At 59.1% G+C, this 8,842-nt stretch carries 5 protein-coding genes; all 5 read left to right on the forward strand.

Features of this window, described 5'->3' with window-relative positions; genetic code table 11:
- The coding region (gene rpoC / locus AACZ55_RS14280) for a DNA-directed RNA polymerase subunit beta' (protein ID WP_339647182.1) at positions 1 to 4,097 on the forward strand (4,097 nt) is incomplete at its 5' end.
- Between the two features lie 147 nt (positions 4,098 to 4,244).
- The gene (locus AACZ55_RS14285; protein ID WP_339647184.1) at positions 4,245 to 5,330 is read left to right on the forward strand and encodes an esterase-like activity of phytase family protein; all 1,086 of its coding nucleotides are present in this window, start codon (positions 4,245 to 4,247) and stop codon (positions 5,328 to 5,330) included.
- A gap of 442 nt (positions 5,331 to 5,772) precedes the next feature.
- Entirely contained in the window at positions 5,773 to 6,144 is a 372-nt protein-coding gene (gene rpsL / locus AACZ55_RS14290) for a 30S ribosomal protein S12 (RefSeq protein WP_041528652.1), read from the forward strand.
- Between the two features lie 15 nt (positions 6,145 to 6,159).
- Complete coding sequence (rpsG, locus tag AACZ55_RS14295) at positions 6,160 to 6,630, forward strand: 30S ribosomal protein S7 (protein WP_338610407.1); 471 nt, start codon at positions 6,160 to 6,162, stop codon at positions 6,628 to 6,630.
- A 12-nt stretch (positions 6,631 to 6,642) separates the two neighbouring features.
- Complete coding sequence (gene fusA, locus AACZ55_RS14300) at positions 6,643 to 8,733, forward strand: elongation factor G (RefSeq protein ID WP_338610409.1); 2,091 nt, start codon at positions 6,643 to 6,645, stop codon at positions 8,731 to 8,733.
- The last annotated feature ends 109 nt before the right edge of the window (positions 8,734 to 8,842 follow it).

The following is an 8,842-nucleotide window of genomic DNA, read 5'->3' on the forward strand; positions in this document are numbered from 1 at the left end:
GGTCGTACGGCGAAATCAAAAAGCCCGAGACCATCAACTACCGTACGTTCAAGCCTGAGCGTGACGGCCTGTTCTGCGCGCGCATCTTTGGCCCGACCAAGGATTACGAATGCCTGTGCGGCAAGTACAAGCGCATGAAGTTCAAGGGCGTCATCTGCGAAAAGTGCGGTGTGGAAGTCACCCTGTCGCGCGTTCGCCGTGAGCGCATGGGCCATATCGAACTGGCCGCGCCTGTTGCCCATATCTGGTTCCTCAAGTCCCTGCCGAGCCGCATTTCGCAGCTGCTCGACATGACTTTGAAAGATGTGGAACGTATTCTCTATTTTGAGAACTATGTCGTCATCGAACCGGGCTTGACCCCGTTCAGCCAGCACCAGCTGGTGACGGAAGAAGAGTATCTCGACGCTCAGGACAATTACGGCCCTGACGCCTTCACCGCCATGATCGGCGCTGAAGCGGTGCGTGAAATGCTGGCCGCTCTCGACCTCGAAAAACTCGCCGCCGATTTGCGCGTCGAGATCGCCGAGGCGACGACTGAACTCAAGCCGAAAAAGCTGGCCAAGCGCCTCAAGATCGTTGAGCAGTTCATCGTTTCGGGCAACAAGCCCGAATGGATGATCATGACGGTCATTCCGGTCATTCCGCCCGAATTGCGTCCGCTGGTTCCGCTCGATGGCGGCCGGTTTGCAACGTCGGACCTGAACGATCTGTATCGCCGCGTCATCAACCGTAACAACCGTCTCAAGCGCCTCATCGAGCTGCGTGCGCCCGATATCATCATCCGCAACGAAAAGCGCATGCTGCAGGAAGCTGTGGATGCGTTGTTCGACAACGGCCGGCGTGGCCGCACCATTACCGGTGCGAACAAGCGCCCGCTGAAGTCGCTGTCCGATATGCTCAAGGGCAAGCAGGGCCGGTTCCGCCAGAACCTGCTCGGCAAGCGCGTCGACTATTCGGGCCGTTCGGTCATCACCGTGGGTCCCGAACTCAAGCTGCACCAGTGCGGCCTGCCCAAGAAGATGGCGCTCGAACTCTTCAAGCCTTTCATCTATTCGCGTCTCGACGCGAAGGGTCTCAGCTCGACCGTCAAGCAGGCGAAAAAGCTCGTTGAAAAGGAAAAGCCCGAAGTCTGGGATATCCTTGACGAAGTGATCCGTGAGCACCCGGTTCTGCTGAACCGTGCGCCGACGCTTCACCGTTTGGGCATCCAGGCGTTCGAACCGATCCTGATCGAAGGCAAGGCCATCCAGCTTCACCCGCTGGTCTGTGCCGCGTTCAACGCCGACTTCGACGGTGACCAGATGGCGGTTCACGTGCCGCTGTCGCTTGAAGCCCAGCTTGAAGCCCGCGTGTTGATGATGTCGACCAACAACATCCTGCACCCGGCCAACGGTCAGCCGATTATCGTGCCGAGCCAGGACATCGTTCTGGGCCTGTATTATGTGTCGATCATGGCCGAGGGCGAGCCCGGCGAAGGCATGGCGTTCGCGTCCATGTCCGAGCTCGAGCACGCGCTGGAAAACAAGTCCGTCACGCTGCACACCAAGATCAAGGGCCGGATCAAGGCCCATGATGCCGAAGGCAACATGACGACGTCGATCATCGAGACGACACCGGGTCGCATGATGCTTGGGCAGATCCTGCCCAAGACCGTGCCGTACGAGGTGGTCAACCAGCTCATGACCAAGAAGAACATCTCCAAGGTCATCGACACGGTTTACCGTGCCTGTGGCCAGAAGGAGACCGTGATCTTCTGTGACCGCGTCATGGATCTGGGCTTCAAGCAAGCCTGCCGTGCCGGTATTTCGTTCGGCAAGGACGACATGGTCATCCCCGATACCAAGGCCAAGATTGTGGGTGATACCCGCAAGCAGGTCGAGGAGTTCGAGCAGCAGTACAATGACGGCCTGATCACCCATGGTGAGAAGTACAACAAGGTCGTCGATGCCTGGGCAAAGTGTGGTGACAAGGTCGCCGAAGAGATGATGAAGCGCATCTCGGCGCACGAAAAGGATGCCAATGGCCGCTCCAAGCAGATCAACTCGGTCTATATGATGAGCCATTCGGGCGCCCGTGGTTCGGTCGCCCAGATGAAGCAGCTTGCCGGCATGCGCGGCCTTATGGCCAAGCCGTCCGGTGAAATCATCGAAACGCCGGTGATCTCGAACTTCAAGGAGGGCCTGACCGTTCTCGAGTACTTCAACTCGACCCACGGCGCCCGCAAGGGTCTGGCCGATACCGCGCTCAAGACGGCAAACTCGGGTTATCTGACGCGTCGTCTCGTGGACGTCGCCCAGGACGCGATCATCACCGAGGACGACTGCGGCACCGAGAATGGTCTTACGATGGAAGCGATCATCGACTCCGGTCAGGTGGTCGCGTCGCTCGGACAGCGCATTCTTGGCCGCGTGGCCGCGGACGACATTCTCGTTCCGGGGACCGACGAGGTGATCATTGCCAAGGGCGTCCTGATGGACGAAGCCGATGTGGAACGGGTTGAGGCCGCCAAGGTCCAATCGGTCCGCATTCGCTCGCCGCTGACCTGTGAAGTCCGCCAGGGCACCTGTGCGACCTGTTATGGCCGCGACCTTGCGCGCGGTACACCCGTCAACATGGGTGAGGCCGTTGGTGTTATCGCCGCTCAGTCGATCGGCGAGCCCGGCACGCAGCTGACCATGCGTACGTTCCACATTGGTGGCACGGCGCAGGTGGTGGACAACTCGTACCTCGAAGCCGGTGCGGAAGGTAAGATTGCGTTCCGCAACAAGAACATCGCGACCAACTCCGATGGACACATCGTGGTCATGGGCCGCAATGTGTCGATCCTGATCGTCGATGCCGAAGGCAAGGAACGGGCCGCTCACAAGCTCGGCTACGGCTCACGCCTGCGGGTCAACGAAGGCGATCAGGTCAAGCGCAGTCAGCGTCTGGCCGAATGGGACCCCTATACCCGTCCCGTTCTGACGGAAGTGGAAGGCGAAGTGATCTTCGAGGATCTGGTCGATGGGGCTTCGGTCTCCGAACAGACCGACGAAACCACGGGCTTTACCAAGCGTCTGGTCATCGACTGGCGGTCCAGCCAGCGTGGTGACGGCCTCAAGCCGGCCATCGCCGTCGGTGCGCAGGGTCAGGCCTTCAAGACCGAGCGTGGTTCGGATGCGCGGTATCTGATGAGTGTGGATGCGGTTATCGCCGTCGAGCCGGGGACCCGCGTGGCCCAGGGTGACGTTCTGGCCCGTATTCCGCTCGAAAGCGCCAAGACCAAGGACATCACCGGCGGTCTGCCGCGTGTTGCCGAACTGTTCGAGTCGCGTCGTCCCAAGGATCACGCGATCATTGCCGAGCTCGATGGCACGATCCGCTTCGGGCGCGACTACAAGAACAAGCGCCGCATCATCATCGAGCCGACCGACGAGACTCTCGAGCCGGTCGAGTATCTGATCCCGAAAGGCAAGCCGTTCCATCTTCAGGAAGGCGATCCGATCGAGAAGGGCGAGTACATTCTGGACGGCAACCCGGCTCCCCATGACATCCTTGCGATCAAGGGCGTCGAAGAGCTGGCACGCTATCTCGTCAACGAGATCCAGGAGGTCTATCGCCTGCAGGGCGTGCTGATCAACGACAAGCACATCGAGGTGATCGTTCGCCAGATGTTGCAGAAGGTCGAGATCACCGAGCCGGGCGAATCCGGTCTGCTCAAGGAAGAGCAGCTCGATCGCATCGATCTCGAGGAACTCAACGAGCAGCTCGTCGCCGATGGCAAGAAGCCCGCAGTGGCCGTTCCGGTCCTGCTCGGCATCACCAAGGCGTCGCTGCAAACGCGCTCGTTCATCTCGGCTGCGTCGTTCCAGGAGACCACGCGCGTGCTCACCGAGGCTGCTGTTTCGGGCAAGGGCGACCTGCTCGAAGGCCTCAAGGAGAACGTCATCGTCGGCCGCCTCATCCCGGCGGGCACCGGTGCGCGTATTTCCAACGTGCGTCAGATCGCGACCAAGCGCGATGATCTCATTCTGGACGAGCGGCGTCGTCAGGCCGAAACGGTTGCCATTCCGGCACCCGAAGCCATGCCGGCCGCACCGGATACGCCAGCCGAATAATTGGACTTGCATTGCGAATTGAGAATGGGGGCTGCGGCCCCCATTTTTGTTGCTGGGCCGCGGTCGCCGAAAGTTCACTCTATCGTCATCGCAGGTTTGCGTGTCTCGGTCACGAACCGGAGGTTGAACACCAACCGGAGACTTCCGATGCGCATTCCCTGCGGCGCCATGCTTTCGCTGGCCGTTCTTTCAATTGCTTCGCCGACCCTTGCCCAGGCTCCCGATCAGCCCGTGCTTCTCGATGAGATCGTGCTGCCAACCGAGTTGATGCTGGATGGAGTGCCATTTGGTGGCATTTCCGGGCTCGACTATGACGCGGCCGGCGACATCTTCTATGCCATCTCCGATGACCGGGCGCAAAACGGTCCGGCGCGCTTTTATACGATCAAGCTGACATTGGATGGCAGTGAGATCGCAGGGCTCGACATCGTCTCGACCCATGAGCTTCTCAATGCCGAAGGCCAGAGCTTTGCCTCAGGTGCGATCGATCCCGAAAGCATTCGTTTTGTCGCCGAAACGGGCACGATCCTGTGGACAAGCGAAGGCAATGCCGACGGCGCGCCCGAGGTCTTTGAAGCCGATCTCAGCGGTAATGTGGTGCGCACATTCGATGTGCCGGCCGCTTATATTCCCGACGCGGAAGGGAAGGGCGTTTATGGCAACCTCGCGTTCGAAAGCCTGAGCCTTTCTGTGGATGGCGCGAGCGTTCTGGTTGGCACCGAGAACGGACTGATGCAGGACGGCGACAAGGCAACACTCGAAGCGGGCAGCCCGGCCCGCGTTGCGGTCTTCGATCGGGAAAGCGGCGAGTTGAGTGCTGAATACATATACCCGACAGACCCGATCCGAGTGCCCTCCACCGAGGAGCCCAATTACAACGACAATGGTCTTTCCGAATTCCTCGCGCTTGACGAGAACACGATCATCGCAGTCGAACGCACTTTCGCCAGCGGTTATGGCAACGAGATCGCCTATTATATCGCCACGTTCGATGGGGCCGATGCCGTCACGGGCTTGGAAACGATTGCGGGCAGCGACATTGTCCCGATGAACAAGGAACACTGGTTCACCATCGCAGAGGGTGATTTCGGGCTTGATGTCGACAACATCGAATCCATTTCCTGGGGGCCGGAGGTCGATGGTGGCCGCACCCTGATGATTGCATCGGATAACAACTTCAACCGCGCCGGCCAATTCACTCAGTTCGTGTTGTTAGCGGCTCCAGGCCTTTAGACGAATCCGGCACAGATTCGCGGGGAGGGGCCTTCGGGCCCCTTTTCTCTTTGGCCGAGGGGCAGCGCTCTTGAAAATCGGGCTTCATGGTGCCACATCCGGCCCTGCGCTGGGTGCAGGGCAGGGGTTCTCATGCCAATCGGGCTTTTTTCCCCGGAATGTCTTGACGATTCTGAATCAACCCAGTAATACCCGCCCTACCTAAGCGGTCGGTCGTGATCCGGCATCGAATGTGAAGCGTCCAATGCGACACATTCAAGCCGATCAAACACACTGTCGGGTAGTTAGACGCAACAAGTCTTGGGCGCATGATTGCTTCCGCAAGGAGGTGATCCTCTGCATTCATGGCGCCACCGGTTTTCCATGAGACCGGGTGGGCGCTGCTCGCTTGTTATGTCGAACAGGTTTTTGTTTGTACGGATGAAAAGAGGGTTCGAGCGATATGCCGACCATTAATCAGCTGATCCGCAAGCCCCGGCAGGCCAAGCCGAAGCGGAACAAGGTTCCGGCGATGGAGGCCAACCCGCAGAAGCGCGGTGTTTGCACGCGTGTCTACACGACGACCCCAAAGAAGCCGAACTCGGCTCTGCGTCGTGTGGCCAAGGTGCGCCTGGTCAATCAGCGTGAAGTTATTACCTATATTCCCGGCGAGGGGCACAACCTCCAGGAGCACTCCGTTGTGCTGATCCGCGGCGGCCGTGTGCGCGACCTTCCGGGCGTGCGCTATCACGTGTTGCGCGGCGTTCTGGACACCCAGTCGGTGAAGGATCGCAAGCAGCGCCGGTCGAAGTACGGCGCCAAGCGGCCGAAATAAGGAGATCTGTGAGCAATGTCCCGTCGGCATAGTGCAGAAAAGCGCGAGATCAACCCAGATCCCAAATTCGGCGATCTGGTCGTCTCCAAATTTATGAATTCGCTCATGAAGGATGGCAAGAAATCTGCCGCCGAGAGCATCGTCTATGGCGCGTTCGAGGTTGTCGAAGAGCGGACCAAGCAGGACCCCATTCAGGTCTTCCATGGCGCGCTGGAAAACATTCGCCCCGCCGTTGAAGTCCGTTCGCGTCGCGTCGGTGGTGCCACCTATCAGGTGCCCGTCGAAGTGCGCACCGAACGTCAGCAGGCCCTGGCCATTCGCTGGCTGATCGATGCCGCCCGCAAGCGCGGTGAGCAGACCATGGTCGGTCGCCTGTCGGGCGAGCTCATGGATGCCGTCAACGGACGTGGCCAGGCCGTCAAGAAGCGTGAAGACACGCATCGTATGGCCGATGCCAACCGTGCATTCTCGCACTACCGCTGGTAAGGAGAGACAAGCATGGCTCGCGAATACAAGCTCGAAGATTATCGCAATTTCGGCATCATGGCTCACATCGATGCCGGCAAGACCACCACGACCGAACGTATTCTGTTCTACACCGGCAAGAGCCACAAGATCGGTGAAGTTCACGATGGCGCTGCCACCATGGACTGGATGGAGCAGGAGCAGGAACGCGGTATCACCATCACTTCGGCTGCCACGACGACGTTCTGGCAGGGCCGTGATGGCAAGAAGCGCCGTTTCAACATCATCGACACCCCTGGCCACGTCGACTTCACCATTGAAGTCGAGCGTTCGCTGCGCGTGCTCGACGGTGCTGTCGCGCTTCTCGATGCCAATGCCGGTGTGGAGCCGCAGACCGAAACCGTCTGGCGTCAGGCTGATAAGTACGCCGTTCCCCGTCTGATCTTTGTCAACAAGATGGACAAGATCGGTGCCGATTTCTACCGCTCGGTCGAGATGGTCGGAACGCGCCTCGGTGCTCGGGCAGTCGTTCTGCAGCTGCCGATCGGCGCTGAAAATGAATTTGCCGGCGTCGTCGATCTGATCGAGATGAAGGCTTACGTCTGGGACGGTGAAGAGCTCGGTGCCAAATGGGACATCGTGGATATTCCGGCCGATCTCAAGGATCGTGCTGAAGAATATCGCGAGAAGATGATCGAAGCTGCCGTTGAACTCGACGAAGCGGCGATGGAAGCCTATCTCGAAGGGCAGATGCCCGACAACGACACGATCCGCAAGCTGCTCCGCAAGGGCATTATTGCCAACGATTTCTTCGGCGTGCTGTGTGGTTCGGCGTTCAAGAACAAGGGTGTTCAGCCGCTTCTTGATGCAGTGGTCGATTTCCTGCCGGCTCCCAACGACATCGAAGCCATTCGTGGTATCGACGCCAAGACCGAAGAGCCCATCGAACGTCATGCTGACGACGATGAGCCGCTCTCGATGTTGGCGTTCAAGATTGCCAACGATCCCCACATGGGTTCGCTGACGTTCTGCCGCGTTTATTCGGGCAAACTCGAAGCTGGTGCGCAGCTCCAGAACACGGTCAAGGACAAGCGCGAGCGTGTCGGCCGTATGTTCCAGATGCATTCGAACAGCCGTGAGCAGATCTCGGAAGCCTATGCCGGTGACATCGTTGCCATCGTGGGCCTGAAGGATACCACGACAGGCGATACCCTGTGTACGCCTCAGTCGCAGGTTATCCTCGAACGCATGATCTTCCCCGATCCGGTTATCGACATTGCTGTTGAGCCCAAGTCCAAGGCCGACCAGGAAAAGATGGGTCTCGCCCTGCAGCGTCTTGCAGCCGAAGACCCTTCGTTCCGCGTCAAGTCGGACGAAGAATCGGGCCAGACGATCATTTCGGGCATGGGTGAGCTTCACCTCGACATTCTTGTCGATCGCATGAAGCGCGAGTTCAAGGTCGAGGCCAATATCGGCCAGCCGCAGGTTGCGTATCGCGAAACGATCACGCGTTCGGCGGAAATCGACTACACCCACAAGAAGCAGTCGGGTGGTTCGGGCCAGTTCGCCCGCGTCAAGCTGACGATCGAGCCGAATGAAACCGGCGCCGGCTTCACCTTCGAGAGCAAGATTGTCGGTGGTTCGGTTCCCAAGGAATACATCCCGGGTGTGTCGAAGGGTATCGAGTCCGTGATGGGCGCGGGTATTCTGGCGGGCTTTCCGATCGTGGACGTCAAGGCGACACTCACGGACGGTGCCTACCACGACGTTGACTCGTCTGTTCTCGCCTTCGAGATCGCTGGTCGTGCTGCATTCCGTGAGGGCCTGCAGAAAGCGGCTCCCAAGCTGCTCGAGCCGGTCATGAAGGTCGAAGTGACGACCCCTGAAGACTACATGGGCGACGTCATTGGTGATTTGAACTCGCGTCGTGGGCAGATCCAGGGCACGGAAAGCCGTGGTGTCGTTCAGGTGGTCAACGCCTTCGTGCCGCTGGCCAACATGTTCGGTTACGTGAACTCACTGCGCTCGATGAGCCAGGGGCGTGCACAGTACACCATGGTGTTCGATCATTACGAGCAGGTGCCCCAGGCGGTCGCCGACGAAGTTCAGGCGAAATACGCCTAGTTGGATAACAATTTAATCAGCGGCCAATGGGCCTGCTGAAGATGGAGATATGTGATGGGCAAGGAAAAATTTTCTCGTAACAAGCCGCACTGCAACATCGGCACGATTG

The sequence above is a fragment of the uncultured Pelagibacterium sp. genome (genome assembly GCF_963972885.1).
Lineage (GTDB): Bacteria > Pseudomonadota > Alphaproteobacteria > Rhizobiales > Devosiaceae > Pelagibacterium > Pelagibacterium nitratireducens.

Excerpts from the sequence above, each read along its gene's own strand:
- AACZ55_RS14285 (WP_339647184.1), top strand. The coding sequence starts at position 4,245 with ATGCGCATTCCCTGCGGCGCCATGCTTTCGCTGGCCGTTCTTTCAATT.
- rpsL (WP_041528652.1), top strand. The coding sequence starts at position 5,773 with ATGCCGACCATTAATCAGCTGATCCGCAAGCCCCGGCAGGCCAAGCCG.
- rpsG (WP_338610407.1), top strand. The coding sequence starts at position 6,160 with ATGTCCCGTCGGCATAGTGCAGAAAAGCGCGAGATCAACCCAGATCCC.
- fusA (WP_338610409.1), top strand. The coding sequence starts at position 6,643 with ATGGCTCGCGAATACAAGCTCGAAGATTATCGCAATTTCGGCATCATG.